General features: G+C 46.5%; 12 protein-coding genes. All 12 read left to right on the top strand.

The annotated features are described in order from the left end of the window. Positions 1-134 precede the first annotated feature (134 nt). The 12 genes from VFC92_08750 to VFC92_08695 all read left to right on the top strand — a co-directional run bounded on the left by VFC92_08750 (position 135) and on the right by VFC92_08695 (position 13,263). Positions 135-1,106, top strand: a complete 972-nt coding sequence (locus VFC92_08750) for a M23 family metallopeptidase (GenBank protein HZK08275.1) — start codon at positions 135-137, stop codon at positions 1,104-1,106. 49 nt (positions 1,107-1,155) lie between these two features. Beyond that, a complete protein-coding gene (locus VFC92_08745) occupies positions 1,156-1,479 on the top strand; it encodes a MerR family transcriptional regulator (protein ID HZK08274.1) in 324 nt (107 codons plus the stop codon). Positions 1,480-1,594: 115 nt separating this feature from the next. Continuing rightward, positions 1,595-2,050 (top strand): 50S ribosomal protein L13, encoded by a 456-nt coding sequence (rplM, locus tag VFC92_08740; GenBank protein ID HZK08273.1) that lies wholly within the window; start codon positions 1,595-1,597, stop codon positions 2,048-2,050. 3 nt (positions 2,051-2,053) lie between these two features. Further along, positions 2,054-2,440, top strand: coding sequence for a 30S ribosomal protein S9 (gene rpsI, locus VFC92_08735; GenBank protein ID HZK08272.1), 387 nt, complete (start codon positions 2,054-2,056; stop codon positions 2,438-2,440). 110 nt (positions 2,441-2,550) lie between these two features. After that, complete coding sequence (gene rpsB, locus VFC92_08730) at positions 2,551-3,468, top strand: 30S ribosomal protein S2 (protein HZK08271.1); 918 nt, start codon at positions 2,551-2,553, stop codon at positions 3,466-3,468. Positions 3,469-3,575: 107 nt separating this feature from the next. Continuing rightward, on the top strand, positions 3,576-4,406 hold the full coding sequence (tsf, locus tag VFC92_08725; protein ID HZK08270.1) for a translation elongation factor Ts: 831 nt from the start codon (positions 3,576-3,578) through the stop codon (positions 4,404-4,406). 158 nt (positions 4,407-4,564) lie between these two features. Then, positions 4,565-7,714, top strand: a complete 3,150-nt coding sequence (locus VFC92_08720; GenBank protein ID HZK08269.1) for a beta-phosphoglucomutase family hydrolase — start codon at positions 4,565-4,567, stop codon at positions 7,712-7,714. A 330-nt stretch (positions 7,715-8,044) separates the two neighbouring features. Continuing rightward, the gene (locus tag VFC92_08715) at positions 8,045-8,689 is read left to right on the top strand and encodes a hypothetical protein (GenBank protein ID HZK08268.1); all 645 of its coding nucleotides are present in this window, start codon (positions 8,045-8,047) and stop codon (positions 8,687-8,689) included. Between the two features lie 99 nt (positions 8,690-8,788). After that, positions 8,789-9,436: a P-loop NTPase fold protein gene (locus tag VFC92_08710; protein ID HZK08267.1), complete on the top strand. Its 648-nt coding sequence runs from the start codon at positions 8,789-8,791 to the stop codon at positions 9,434-9,436. A 25-nt stretch (positions 9,437-9,461) separates the two neighbouring features. Then, positions 9,462-10,652, top strand: a complete 1,191-nt coding sequence (locus tag VFC92_08705) for a hypothetical protein (protein HZK08266.1) — start codon at positions 9,462-9,464, stop codon at positions 10,650-10,652. A 217-nt stretch (positions 10,653-10,869) separates the two neighbouring features. Next, positions 10,870-11,337, top strand: coding sequence for a hypothetical protein (locus VFC92_08700; GenBank protein HZK08265.1), 468 nt, complete (start codon positions 10,870-10,872; stop codon positions 11,335-11,337). 96 nt (positions 11,338-11,433) lie between these two features. Next, a complete protein-coding gene (locus VFC92_08695) occupies positions 11,434-13,263 on the top strand; it encodes a hypothetical protein (GenBank protein ID HZK08264.1) in 1,830 nt (609 codons plus the stop codon). The last annotated feature ends 31 nt before the right edge of the window (positions 13,264-13,294 follow it).

Below are 13,294 nucleotides of genomic sequence, written 5' to 3'. Positions count from 1 at the left end.
AGAGTTAATTAATTAACAATAAATTATTTAAGTTGTTGATAAATCATTGTTTGGATTTTTTTCAAAGCTTGCAAAATTAGTTAAAATGATTAATTTTGTCCGCTTAAAGTTATAAGAAACCTGTCTAATATTCTATGGGTAAAGAAAAATATTTCTTCAATCATCTGACGCTGACGTATGAACGTGTCAAGCGTCCGATAAAAAAGCAATTGGGACGATTTATACTTTTTCTTGCCGGGGTAGTAGTTTTTTCTACTCTCGTGCTTTTTTTTGCCTACAGCTTTTTTGATTCTCCAAAAGAAAAGATTTTAAGGCGCGAGCTTGCGCAAATGAAGTTTCAGTACGAGGTGCTCGACGACCGTATGGAGCATGTGGTAGCTGTGATGAACGATCTGCAGGATCGCGACGATAACATCTACCGCGTCATCTTCGAATCGGAGCCTATTCCCAGCGCCGTGCGCCAGGCAGGCTTTGGTGGTGCTAATCGTTATGCAAAACTCGAAGGCTATCAAAACAGCAATATCCTGATTACAACGAGCGAAAAACTCGACAAGATAACCAGCCAGCTGGTGGTGCAAAGCAAATCGTTTGATGAGGTTTTTGAGATGTCGAAAAACAAAGCGAAATTCCTCTCCTCGATGCCGGCCATCCAGCCCATGAGTAATAAAGACCTGAGGCGTTTATCGTCATTTTTTGGTTATCGGATGGACCCATTTTATAAAGTAATGAAGCATCACGAGGGCGTCGACTTTTCAGCTCCATTAGGAACTGATATTTATGCTACCGGCGATGGCGTTGTGGTTGAGATAAACGTTTCCAAAAGGGGATATGGAAACAACGTGAAAATCGATCATGGTTTTGGCTATCATACTTTTTATGCCCACTGCAGCAAGATACTCGTGAAAAGAGGCCAACAGATAAAACGTGGGCAGGTAATTGCCAAAGTGGGCAATACCGGAAAATCTACTGCGCCGCATCTTCATTACGAGGTACATAAAAACAATAGACCCATTGATCCGATCAACTATTTCTTCTCCGACATCACACCCGAAGAATATGAATTGATGCTCGAGCGCTCGCAGCTTCCTTCGCAAACGCTCGACTAAATTTGCGCTGGCAGATCATTTCACAACACCATATATAATATAGCCGCTGATGCTTCCAAGCGAGAAAATGTTTTATTCTATCGGCGAGGTTGCCGACATGCTGGGAGTGAGCACTTCGATGATTCGTTTTTGGGAGAAAGAGTTTGATATCCTTAAACCCAAAAAGAATGCTAAAGGAAATCGGCTCTTCCGACCCGCAGATGTTGAGAACCTCAAGATTATTTTTCACCTGGTGAAGGAGCGTGGTTTTACTTTGCAAGGTGCGCGCAATAAGCTCAATCAAAACAAGGAGGATGTGATCGACCAAGCCGCCGTAGTCGACTCTCTCAAAAAGATTCGCTCTTTTCTGGTTGACCTCAAAAAGGAGCTGTAATACCTTTGTAAAAAGATATTTGTAATAATATTTTGTTTATCAAAAAAAATAATTCTACTTTTGCAGCCCCAAATTTGGGAAGGTGTAGATAGATATTGAATTAACTGATTAATAAATGGATACCTTAAGTTATAAAACAGTAAGCGCCAGCAAGGAAACCGCCAACAAAGGGTGGGTTATCATTGATGCCGAAGATCAGATTTTGGGCAGGCTGGCCTCTGCCACAGCGATGATACTTCGTGGGAAACACAAGCCCCTCTTCACACCACATGCCGATTGCGGCGACAATGTGGTAATCATCAATGCTGAGAAAATTCGTTTGACAGGCAACAAAATGGACGACAAAGAATACATCAGTCACTCAGGATATCCTGGTGGACAGCGTCGCATCTCCGCACGCAAGCTCATGGTCAAGAAGCCAACAGCTGTGGTGGAAAATGCTGTACGTGGTATGTTGCCTAAGAATCGCCTGGGCAGGGAGCTGTTTCGCAATATGTTTGTTTATGCAGGCCCCGAGCACAAACAAGAAGCCCAAAAACCAAGAGAAGTTAAACTTAATGAAATCAAATAACCGATGGATGTAATCAATGCTTTAGGCAGAAGAAAAACTGCTGTTGCACGCGTTTACCTCAGACCCGGCAACGGTAATATCAAAATTAACAAACGCAGCCTCGAAGAGTATTTCCCATTGCCAACGCTACAGTATGTAGCTCGTCAGGCACTGGAACTTACCAACAACGTAGGAAAATATGATATCGATGCACATATCGATGGTGGTGGCTTCAAAGGTCAGGTAGAAGCTTTCCGTATGGGTGTGGCACGTGCCATCATTCAGCTGGAGCCCGAGCATCGTTCGGTGCTCAAAGTTAATGGGCTGCTGCGTCGCGACCCCCGTATGGTGGAGCGTAAAAAGCCGGGTCAGCCAGGTGCTCGTAAGAAATTCCAGTTCTCCAAACGATAGAATCAGGATATTAAGGTGTTTAGTATCCAAACCAGTAAGACTCCGGCTATGGCCGGGCTACTTGCCGGTTGCTTTAATAATTAGGAATGTAAACATAAACCAACAAGTAAATGCCAAGAACAAATTTTGAAGAATTGCTCGACGCCGGTGTTCATTTCGGACACCTCAAGCGCAAATGGAATCCCAACATGGCTCCTTATATCTTTATGGAGCGCAACGGAATCCACATCATCGACCTATACAAAACTGCTGCTAAAATAGAAGAGGCAGCCTCGGCCGTAAAACAGATAACCCGTTCGGGAAAGAAAATTCTGTTTGTTGCCACAAAAAAACAAGCGAAAGAAATTGTTGCCGAAAAAGTGAAGCGCGTAGGCATGCCTTACGTTACCGAACGCTGGGCCGGCGGTATGCTCACCAACTTTGCAACCATCCGCAAAGCGGTGCGCAAAATGGCTACCATCGATAAAATGATGGAAGAAAACAGCTTCACCAATATCTCCAAGCGCGAGCGCCTGCAGATTGGCCGTGAACGTGCCAAACTTGAGAAACAACTTGGTTCCATTTCCGACCTGAATCGCCTGCCCTCGGCAATTTTCGTGGTAGATATCCTTAAAGAGCATATTGCCATCGCCGAAGCCCGCAAACTCAACATCCCAACTTTTGCTATCGTCGATACCAACTCCGACCCCAAGAAAGTTGATTTCCCAATTCCCGCCAACGACGATGCATCCAAGTCGATTTCGTTGATTATTGAAATTATGGTCCAGGCCATCGAAGAAGGTATGATGGAACGCAAAGAGGATAAAGATAAGCGCGCCAAAGAAGAGGAGCTCGAAAGAGAAGAGGCACGTAAAATTAAAACCCGCACCAAAGAAGAGCTAGACGAGGAACTGGACGAAGAAAAAACTCCCAAAAGTAAAGAGGCTACAAAGCGTCCACGCATCAAATCTGAAGGAAGAAGAGAAGAAGGTGGCGACGACGACGGCGAAAGACGTGTTCGCAAAGGAACAGCCATCCGCAAAAAATAATTTGGCTTTTGAGCTGATCAAGAATTATAAAAGAGAGGAGGAAAGTGTTCTGAATCTCTTTTTTTAAATTAGAAAACGAATAAAATAACTTATAAAAAACATTGAAAATGGCAAACATAACAGCTGCTGACGTTGCAAAATTGCGCAGACAAACCGGTGCCGGAATGATGGACTGCAAAAAAGCTCTTCAGGAAACCAACGGTGATTTCGAAAAAGCTATAGATTACTTACGTAAAAAAGGAGCCAAAGTATCCGCCAAGCGCGCCGACAAAGATGCCACCGAAGGTTACGTTGTAGCTCTTACCAACAGCGCCAACGACTTTGGCGTGATGGTGATGGTAAACTGCGAGACCGACTTCGTGGGCAAGAGCGAAGAATTTGTTGGTTTTGTAAAAAGTATCGCCGAAGCAGCATTGAAACACAAAGCAGAAACGCTGCAGGACACGTTGGCACTCAAAATAGGCGACACTACTGTAGAGCAGAAACTCAACGATATGATTGGCAAAACCGGCGAAAAAATGGAATATGATACCTACGCCGCCATCAATGCTGCCACCGTATCTGCCTACAACCATTTGGGAAATAAGATTGGAACACTGGTTGGTTTTAGCAAAAACGTAACTGGCGCTGCCGAAGCCGGACATGATGTAGCCATGCAAATTGCTGCCATGAATCCGGTGGCCATCGACAAAGATTTTGTGTCGCAAGAGATGATCGAAAGAGAACTCGAAGTAGGCAAAGAGCTGGCACGCCAGGAAGGTAAACCCGAAGCCATGCTTGAGAAAATTTCGCAAGGTCGTTTGGTGAAATTCTTCAAAGAAAACACACTGCTCAACCAGGATTTTATCAAAGACGGCAAAATGTCTGTTCGCGACTATCTGCAAAAAACCGATAAAGATTTGGTTGTAACCAAATTTTACCGCTTTGCACTTGGTTAGGATTTTTCTTTTTTAAGATAAAAAAACGGCCGTTTCACTTTGTGGGACGGCCTTTTTGTTGCCTATGGTTTTGGAAGCCGCTCTCAGTCTGCATCATAAATTGTATTTTTGCCGACATTATTAAGTAAGCTATTGATTTAAAAAAAACTCTCAACGATATGAAGCAACCTACTATCTCTGCTGTCATTTTTGATCTGGATGGTGTAATCACCCAAACTGCTTTGGTACACAGTGCCGCCTGGAAAAAGATGTTTGATGAATTTCTGCAGCATTGGTCATCCAAAACCAATACGCCTTTTCGCCCATTCGATCACGAGCGCGATTACCTCCCATATGTGGATGGCAAGCCGCGCTACAAAGGCGTGCAGTCGTTTTTGGAACATCGGGGCATCGGGATTCCCTACGGAACTCCTGATGATACGCCTGAGATGGAAACGGTCTGTGGGCTGGGCAATCGTAAAAATCAGGTTTTTAATGAGGTGCTGGCACGCGATGGTGTTGAAGTTTATCCCACTACGGTGGCGCTCATCGATGAGCTTGTGAAAGATGGTATTAAAATAGGCGTGGCTTCATCGAGCAAAAATTGTAAAGCTGTGCTCGAAGCTGCCGGATTGCTGGATCGCTTTCAGACACGTGTGGATGGTGAAGTGTCGGTAGAGCTGGGGCTGCATGGAAAACCTGAGCCGGATATTTTTACCGTTGCTGCCGATAATCTTGGTGTGCCTTACGACGAAGCAGTGATTATTGAAGATGCCGTTTCGGGTGTGCAGGCCGGGCGCAAAGGAAACTTCGGACTGGTGCTGGGAATAGCACGCGAAGGAAACCACAAAGAGTTGCGACAAAATGGTGCCGATATCGTTGTGGACGACATTGGTGATATCGGTTATCAGGGCATCAAAGAGTGGTTTGCCGAAGGTTTGGAAGAGGATAACTGGCAACTTGTTTACACTGATTACGATGCAGAGCGCGAACGTTCACGTGAGGCTTTGCTGGCCATCGGCAACGGATATTTCGGAACACGTGGCGCTCCTGAAGAAGCCAAAGCCGGCGAAGTAAATTACCCGGGAACATACATCGCCGGACTTTACAACCGGCTGACCTCAAAAGTGGGCGGTCGTGATATCGAAAATGAAGATTTTGTAAATGCTCCCAACTGGCTGCCCGTTACTTTTAAAATTGATGACGGCGAATGGCTTGATATTAATAACACCGAAATTACAGATATGTACCGGTGTCTCGACTTCAGGAGTGGCGAGTTGTCGCGTGTGCTTACCATTCGCGACGATCAGGGGCGCGAAACGCTTATTCAGTCGCAACGCATGGTTTCGATGGCCAACCCGCATCATGCTTCTATGCAATACAGCGTGTCGCCAATCAACTATAGCGGTACCATCGTACTAAAATCTTTGCTCGATGGCGATTTGATAAATGACGGCGTAGCGCGTTACCGCGACCTTAACCAACAGCATCTGCAGCCCGGCGAGGCCAGTGCCGAAGGTAAGCTTAGCTGGCTGCAGGTTTCTACCACGCAATCGGCCATCGACATTGTGCTTGCAGCACGCCTCAAAGCATCTGTCGATAACAAACCTTTCGATCCTGAAATGAGTAACGAAATTCTACCTTCCGCTGTAGCGTCATCATTTAGCGTAAAGCTGGAAAAATTTCAGGTATTAAAAGTCGAAAAAAGTGTGGCCATTTATACATCCAAACCTGACGACACCGACAAACCGTTGCATCATGCCAAAGTAAGCGTGATGCTCACAGGTTCTTTTCAGGAAATGCTTGCGGAGAGCCGCACTGCGTGGGATAAAATATGGGATGAGTTGGATATGAAAATCACCGGCGATCGCTTTGCGCAAAAGTTGTTGCGGTTGCATCTGTATCATCTGATGGTCTCCTTTTCAACACACAACAATAACATTGATGCGGGCATCACCGCGCGTGGATTGCACGGTGAAGCCTACCGTGGGCATATTTTCTGGGATGAACTATTTATCCTTCCGCTCTATGCTTTGCATTTTAAAGGTGCTGCGCGCGCCATGTTGATGTATCGTTATCGCCGGTTAGATGCCGCGCGTGCTTATGCTAAGCAGCATGGGCGTCGTGGCGCAATGTTTCCGTGGCAGAGCGGCAGCGATGGCCGCGAAGAGACGCAGGTGATCCATCTCAACCCGGTGTCGGGCGAGTGGGGCGACGATTACAGTTCTTTGCAGCGACACGTTTCGCTGGCCATCGCCTACAATATTTGGCAGTACATGCTTATCACCGGCGATAGGGGCTTTGTGCAGGATTATGGCGCGGAGATGTTTTTGGAGATTTGCCGGTTTTGGGCTTCGATGACCTACGAAGATAAAAACAGCGGGCGGTTGTCGATAAAAAATGTGATGGGGCCCGACGAGTTTCACGAGTCCTATCCTGATGCTACCGAAGGCGGCCTCAAAGACAATGCTTACACCAACCTAATGGTTGCGTGGACGCTGGAGCGCGCCGCCGATATGCTTGAAATGCTGGGGGAAGAAGCTGTCGCAAAAATTAAAAACCAGATTGGCCTCAGTGAAGAGGAAACGAACCAATGGAAACAGATAACACATCGGCTTAATCTGGTGATAAAAGATGACATCATTTCGCAATACGATGGGTATTTTGATTTGGAAGAGCTCGACTGGGATTATTACCGTAATAAATACGAAAACATCCATCGCCTCGACCGGCTGCTGAAAGCTGAAGGCAAATCGGCTGATCATTACAAAGTAGCCAAGCAAGCCGACACATTGATGACTTTCTACGCTTTGCCGCCTGCTGAGGTAGATCATGTGCTGGAGCGATTGGGATATGATCTTTCCGACGATTACCTCAACAAAAACCTTCATTACTATCTAAAACGCACTTCGCATGGCAGCACACTTTCACGAGTAGTGCATGCGCAGCTTGCCAACATGATTGGCGACAATGAGCTAAGCTGGGAGCTTTACAGCGAAGCGCTGGCCAGCGACTATGTGGATATTCAGGGCGGTACCACCGGCGAAGGTATCCATGCCGGAGTGATGGCCGGCACAGTACTTATCGCGCTGCAATCGTATGCGGGGGTGGATGTGCGCGGTGAAATTCCTGCAGTAAACCCACAGTTGCCGGAGCATTGGCGCAGCATCAGCTTCAACATCCGCTGGCGAAATCACCGGCTTTATTTTACAATAACTCCCCACCTTATCACCATCAAAAAAACCGGTGCCGACGAAAAGCTGCGAATAATGGTTGCCGGCCAGGAGATAGAGTTGCTGAATGATGAAACCATTACCAAAAGTTATTGATTTTTTTACCTCACCCCCGACCCCTCTCCAATTTGAGAGGGGAGCACTTCTGCGAAGCTGAATGGGGGTTTTCAAACGAAGCGTTTCGTCTGGTTTTTTCCATAATACCACGAAAAAGAGCTCCCTTCCACGTGTCGGGGAAGGGTCGGGGATGGGGCATAAGAAGCGAAAAACTAAAAGGTGAATTAACTAGTATTGTGAAATCTCAACCACCCAAATTTTGTTTTTTGTTCCTAACAATAACATTCGAGTAAATTCACACAAGCAATATTTGGCGTCTGTTGTGGGTTGAAAAATGAAGCTTATTTTTTTATTAAAACAAAACTGATTATGCTCAACGATCTTATTACGATAACTCCCCGCCACGAAAATGCTGCCCGTCTGATCCTCGACAGAATAATGGAATTGCGGGCTGAAAGTCCTGCTGAGAAGATGATAATCACCATTTCGGGTGAGGTAGGCTCAGGGAAAAGTACAATTTCTATTGTGCTTGGACGGCTGCTCAAAAAGCATGAAATCCGCACTAAAATCCTCGATCTGGATGACTATTATAAAATCCCGCCGCTCGAACGCCGCGAATGGCGACTGGAAAAAGGCATCGAAAGCATCGGCTACAAGGAATACGACTGGGACAGAGTGAACCAAAACATCGGCGACTTTAAGCACAGCCGCACTTCATCGCTTCCTTGTGTGGATTTGATTACCGGCTATGTGGATGAACTTATCACCGATTTTGAAGGCGTGGACATTTTGCTGATCAACGGGCTTTATTCGCTGAAGATAGAAGATGCCGCCCTGAAGGTGATGATAGAGCTAACCTACGACGAAACCACCGAAGCGCAGCGTTACAGCCAGAAAGAAGACCTGGATAAAAACCGCCTGGAGGTATTGAAGCGTGAACACGAGGTGGTTCAGTCGCTCAAAAGCAAAGCCGACTTTTACATCGACTTTGGCCAGAGTTTGTTTCATCTTTAAACAAATTTCTAGTTATTAATTGTTGTTTCAGGCGGAATTGATAATTTCGCCTGAATTATTTTATTCTGATGCATTAGTCATCATTAACACCTGAAAAATATGCTTGGAGACGTACTTTTGATTAATGACAAACACCGCGCAGCCGGAATGAAAATCCTGGATTACATCCGGAGTCATCCCAAAGAAAAAATGGTTGTAGCAATTTCGGGCGAGTCAGGCTCCGGCAAAACGGAGCTCGCACATGTGATAGCCAGAGCGCTGCGCAAAGAGGATGTTTTTGCAAAACCCATTCACACCGACAATTTTTACAACACAGATCCTCTTTTGCGACGTGAGTGGCGCATAAAAAACGGAATTCAAAAAGTGGTGGGGTATAACGAATATCAATGGGATGCCATCGATGATGTGTTGCAAGCTTTTAAAAACGGGGGAGTGGTGCAGATGCCTTGCGTGGATTTGGTTACCGAGCAGGTGGATCAGCTTACCACCGATTTTAAAAACATCGATATGTTAATCCTCGACGGGCTTTACGCAATCAAGGCCAAAGATATTGACGTGCGGGTTTTTATCGATCTCACTTATTTACAAACAAAAGAAAAACATACCACCGACTCGCGCGGCAAGGAAGTGATGGACGAGGTGCGCTGGGAGATACTCGGCCGCGAACATGAGCAGGTTAGCGCGCTCAAGCCTTCAGCCGACCTGATAGTAACTGCCGACTACGACGTGGTGGAACAAAACAAATAATTTCGTTGTCAACTAAATATCGCTGATGACCTCTACAACAACTTACCAACTTCTCGAAGTAACTGATGCTGCCAGCCGCCGTGAGTTTCTGCTATATCCGGCAAGGCTTTATAAAAACGACACCAACTACATCCGCCCGCTCGATGAGGATGTGGAGGCAGTTTTCGATCCGAAAAAAAATAAACTCTTCCGCCAGGGCGATGCGTGCCGATGGCTGCTGCGCGACAACAAAGGCAAAACCGTTGGGCGTGTGGCTGCGTTTTATAACGAACAAACTGCCCGTACCAACGATCAGCCCACCGGCGGGCTTGGCTTTTTCGATTGCATAGATAGCCAGCCCGCGGCCAACAAGCTCTTCGATGCTTGTCGCCAGTGGCTTGCTACCAAAGGCATGGAAGCCATGGATGGGCCCACTAACTTTGGCGAGCGCGACAGCTTCTGGGGCTGCCTGATTGATGGCTTCGAAGAGCCTATCTACAACATGCCCTACAATGCGGCCTACTACCAAAAGCTGTTTGAAGGTTATGGCTTTCAGAATTATTTCAACCAATACACCTACCGCCGCCCTCTCAGTTCGGAAGGTATTGACTTGGTAATGCAGGAAAAAGCTGACCGAATCGACCGTAACCCCGATTATAGCTTCCGAACCATTACCTGGAAAAACAACGACAAGTTTGCCGAAGACTTTATGATCATCTTCAACAAAGGTTGGGCACGGTTTCCGGGTGTGAAAAAGATCAGCAAAGCCCACGCGCAGCTGCTGCTCAAAAAGATGCGCCCGATCATGGATACACGGCTGGTACACTATGCCTACTATCGCGGGGAACCGGTGGCATTTTTTATCATGATACCCGATTTATATCAAATCATACGGCGCTTCAACGGCAAATTTAATTTCATCAACAAGCTAAAGCTGATTTACCACCTGAAGCTGCGCCGTTCATGTACGCGTGTTATTGGCCGTATCTTTGGCATTGTACCCCAGCATCATGGGAAAGGTTTGGAGGCAGGCCTGATAAGATCGTTTGAGAGAGTTATAGCACAACCAGGTTTTAAATACAAAGACCTTCAGATGAACTGGATCGGCGACTTCAACCCGTCGATGATGAAAGTGGTGGAACAGATCGGCGCCAACATTGCCAAAACGCACGTAACCTATCGTTTTCTGTTCGATCGCGAAAAGCCGTTCCATCGCGCCAAACGGGTGAACCAGTAGAGACGCACGGCCGTGCGTCTGAAATGATGGGATGATGGGATGATGGGATGTAGAGACGCACGGCCGTGCGTCTGAAATAGTGGAACAATAAATTGGGATTTGAAAACAGAAGCGCAGGCAAACCCCAAGGGGGTTACATTATTAATATTTGATTGTTGTTCGCAAATTCATTTAATCCGTCGTTTCCTTTGTGGGTATTAATATTCAAAAACAAAATTTGGAATTTCTCTTATCTGTCGATTTGGGTGTAAAAACGGGGCTGGCATTGTTTAGCTCCGAGGGGCGGTTGTTGTGGCATCGGTCGCAGAACTTTGGTAATAAGGCGCGTTTGCGCAAAGCCATTCCATGGATCGTTAGCCTGGAGGAAGATATCACCTATATCGTGATAGAAGGCGGCGGGCCGCTGCTCAAGCTCTGGGATGCCTATCTCGAAAAGCGCAACATTGAAGTGCTGCACATCATGGCTGAAGAATGGCGCCATGCGCTGCTGCTCACCCGCGAACAACGCAAGGGCTCGCAAGCCAAAGAAAAAGCTTTGCACTATGCCGGCATCATCATTCAAAAAATTAGTAACCAAAAAACTTCTCCCACCAACGACAACGCTGCCGAAGCAATACTTATCGGCACATGGGCCATGGAAAAACTCGGCTGGATAAATAGTGCCGTTGCGCTTTTGCGCGAATGAACGGGATTGGCAATTCTTTGAAAAATCGCCCTGCCACCGGGTGCGAAGCAGTTTTTCATTACTTTTACACCCCACTCATTTTCACCTTTCGTTGTTATGATCAGAAAAATCTTCTTTTCTATTATTATGCTGTCGCAGATGGCAACGGCTCTCGGACAAGTTTCTGTAGGAGAGATACAGAATTCGGGCAACTACCTATGGGGTATTGGCGAAGGCAGCACCCACCGCCTGGCTGATGCCAGCGCTTTAGACCACCTTATCACACAGATTACTGTGCAGGTGGAGAGCTATTTTCAGGGAAAACTCACCGAGCAGGAAGGCAGTGTGAAAGAGTTTGCCGAATCGGTGGTAAAAACTTACAGCAACGTCTCGCTTGAGTCGGCGCTGAGCATGGTGCTCGAAGAGCGGGGCAACTATTTCCGCGTGATGCGCTACATCTCCTTCGACAATCTGAATAATCTTTTCGAAAGCCGCCGCCGAAAAATAGAAGCGTATGTTGCTGCCGGCGCCATGGCAGAGAAGGATTTGCGCCTGGGCGATGCACTGAAAAACTATTACTGGGCGCTGGCACTGCTGCAAAGCCACAAAGACCGCGACAAGATTACTTACAATTTTGACAAAAAAAACAGCCTGCTGCTGCTCTCGGCGTTGCCCGACAAGATGAACGATATCTTCACCGACCTGCACTTTCAGATACGTCAGGTGGAAGATCGTTGTGATGAAAATTACAAGGCGCTGCACCTGCTGATAACTTATCACGGGGAGCCGGTGGATAATCTGGATTTTGAATATTGGTGTGGCAACCACTACAGCAACACCATGAGCGTGCGCAGCGGTATGGGGCTTGTCGAGTTTTTAGATGCCGCCTCCTGTCGGCTCGACCGTCTGAAGATTAGAGTAGAATACGCTTATCTGCCCAAAGCAAGATACGACCTGGAGGTGTACCAGGTTTTGAACAATATCTCCATTCCGTACATCGATCGCAGTGAGTTTGTGATTGCTATTCCTGTGGATGATAGTAAAAAGAAAAAGCTGGTGAAGCTCGAGGCCAAAAGCATCGACTTTGAGCAACTCAACGAAATAGAAGAGGCGCGCAAGGTGCGCAAAACGGTGATGAAAGTTATCGATGCCATCCAGGATAAAAATTATGCTGCAGCCAATCATCTTTTTACGCCTTCCGGACTGATGATGTACGAGCGGCTCATCAATAGCGGCCAGGTGAAGGTGCTGCCTTTTGCCGATACCCTGCGGCTGATACAGATTGACGATAATACAATTGTGCGCTCAGTACCCATGCGGTTTTCCTATCCTAAAAACCATCGCGATTTCATCGAACAGGTAGTTTTTACGCTTAACGCGGATCAGCAAATCGATGCCATCTCTTTTGCCATTTCCGATAAGGCCATCGCCGATATCGCAAGCCGCAGCGATCGGTTCGGGTCAACCGAAGATAAGTATCACCTGATTTCTTTTTTGGAATATTATAAAACGGCCTATTGCCTGAAGCGGCTGGATCTGATAGCGCCCATTTTTGCGGACAACGCCCTTATTATTGTTGGCAATGTAGTGCAGATGGCCGAGCCTATCGACGGCATGTATGCCCGGGCAGGCCGCCGAAAAGTGGAATACATAACACAAAACAAAGCCGAATACCTTGGCCGGCTCATGCAGGTTTTTAATTCCAATGAATTTGTCAACATTCATTTTGAAGAAAACATTGTGAAGAAAGTCAACGGCGAGGATAAGGTTTATGGCATCCAGATCAAGCAGGATTATTATTCGACCAACTATGCCGACAAAGGTTACCTTTTTCTGATGATTGATCTCAGCGATTCGCTGCAGCCCAAAATCTACGTCCGCACCTGGCAGCCCGAACGCAACGCCGACGGCACCATCTATGGGCTGAGTGATTTTGTGATTAATTAAATGATGAAGAAATTGAAATGAGAATTATAAA

Source organism: Bacteroidales bacterium (assembly GCA_035647615.1).
Lineage (GTDB): Bacteria > Bacteroidota > Bacteroidia > Bacteroidales > 4484-276 > SABY01.
Note: the sequence above shows the minus strand (reverse complement) of the source record. Positions and strands in the feature narration are given on the sequence as shown.

Coding starts and splice junctions, on each gene's coding strand:
- VFC92_08715 (HZK08268.1), top strand. CDS start 8,045: ATGCTCAACGATCTTATTACGATAACTCCCCGCCACGAAAATGCTGCC.
- VFC92_08745 (HZK08274.1), top strand. CDS start 1,156: ATGCTTCCAAGCGAGAAAATGTTTTATTCTATCGGCGAGGTTGCCGAC.
- rpsB (HZK08271.1), top strand. CDS start 2,551: ATGCCAAGAACAAATTTTGAAGAATTGCTCGACGCCGGTGTTCATTTC.
- VFC92_08705 (HZK08266.1), top strand. CDS start 9,462: ATGACCTCTACAACAACTTACCAACTTCTCGAAGTAACTGATGCTGCC.
- rpsI (HZK08272.1), top strand. CDS start 2,054: ATGGATGTAATCAATGCTTTAGGCAGAAGAAAAACTGCTGTTGCACGC.
- VFC92_08695 (HZK08264.1), top strand. CDS start 11,434: ATGATCAGAAAAATCTTCTTTTCTATTATTATGCTGTCGCAGATGGCA.
- VFC92_08720 (HZK08269.1), top strand. CDS start 4,565: ATGAAGCAACCTACTATCTCTGCTGTCATTTTTGATCTGGATGGTGTA.
- tsf (HZK08270.1), top strand. CDS start 3,576: ATGGCAAACATAACAGCTGCTGACGTTGCAAAATTGCGCAGACAAACC.
- VFC92_08750 (HZK08275.1), top strand. CDS start 135: ATGGGTAAAGAAAAATATTTCTTCAATCATCTGACGCTGACGTATGAA.
- VFC92_08710 (HZK08267.1), top strand. CDS start 8,789: ATGCTTGGAGACGTACTTTTGATTAATGACAAACACCGCGCAGCCGGA.
- rplM (HZK08273.1), top strand. CDS start 1,595: ATGGATACCTTAAGTTATAAAACAGTAAGCGCCAGCAAGGAAACCGCC.